Genomic DNA, 1,243 nt, shown 5'->3' with positions numbered 1-1,243 from the left:
TATTACCAATACCCCTAATTGCTTCACCTACTCCATTTACCGAAAAAATATCCAACGGAGTCACACTGGAGATGGTGAGCTTACCAGCAGGTAAATTTCTCATGGGATCTCCTGACAGTGATTCTGATGCTAGAGATTATGAAAAGCCTCCACACCAAGTTAAATTAAACAGTTTTGCGATTGGGAAATATCCAGTGACTCAGGCACAATATGAAGCGGTAATGGGAATCAATCCCTCTGAGTTTAAAAACAATCCCCAAAATCCGGTAGAACAGGTTAGTTGGAATGATGCTCAAGCTTTTTGTCAGAAATTGAGTCAAATAACAGGGAAAACCTATCGCCTACCGACGGAAGCGGAATGGGAATATGCCTGTCGTGCGGGGACTACTACTCGCTTTTATTTCGGTGATGATGCCAATCAGTTAGGAGATTACGCTTGGTATGACGGAAATTCTCAGAATACAACTCATCCTGTGGGCCAGAAAAAGCCCAATGCTTGGGGACTGTATGACATGATTGGCAATGTTTGGGAGTGGTGCGAAGACAATTGGCATAGTACCTATGAGAATGCGCCAAAGGATGGCAGTGCTTGGTTAACAAATGATGATGATTATCAAATATTGCAATATTGCGGGGCGGTTCCTGGGGCGACGATCCTGATTTCTGCCGTTCCGCGTTTCGCGACTACTACTACCGCCGCGACTACCGCTTCAGCTATCTCGGTTTTCGGGTAGTCTGCGTATTCGGGAGGACTCTGTAACCCTTTTTCCCTTTTACCCTTTTTACCCTTTTTCTCTTTTTCCCGCCGCTAGGCGGGTCGATTTTTTTTTTGAGCCGTAGGTTGGGTTGAGGAACGAAACCCAACCCAATTATTTAAAAGTGTTGGGTTTCACTATCGTTCAATCCAACCTACGATCTGAAATTAAATAATATTGTGGCGCTCCTAACCCACCCTACCTACTCAGATGAACAGTTTCGATGATTACAACAGCATAGCGTCCTGTAGGGGGGAAGCATTCGAGCAATAACCTATCGGTGAAACCGGAGATTTTCTATCCGAATGCTTCACCCGTACTTTTTGCCGCAAACCCTATTTAGGGTTTGCTGAATAAATCCAAAAACCTTGTTGGGTAAGACTTTTAGACTTTTTGTCAATCAAAAAGTACCAGGTATGGGAGTGATCAGGGGGAAAATCCCTGGACTTTTTCCCTAAAAATTAGGTAATTGGCCACCTCAAAACCGG

1 pseudogene is annotated in these 1,243 nt (G+C 44.2%); it reads left to right on the top strand.

The window, feature by feature from the left end:
• Positions 1 to 760, top strand: a pseudogene (locus IQ224_RS23610) (formylglycine-generating enzyme family protein); the annotation flags it as partial.
• Positions 761 to 1,243: the final 483 nt, after the last annotated feature.

The sequence above is a fragment of the Microcystis sp. LEGE 00066 genome (assembly GCF_015207925.1).
Taxonomy (GTDB): domain Bacteria; phylum Cyanobacteriota; class Cyanobacteriia; order Cyanobacteriales; family Microcystaceae; genus Microcystis; species Microcystis ichthyoblabe_A.
This window is presented reverse-complemented; position numbering and strand designations above follow the sequence as displayed.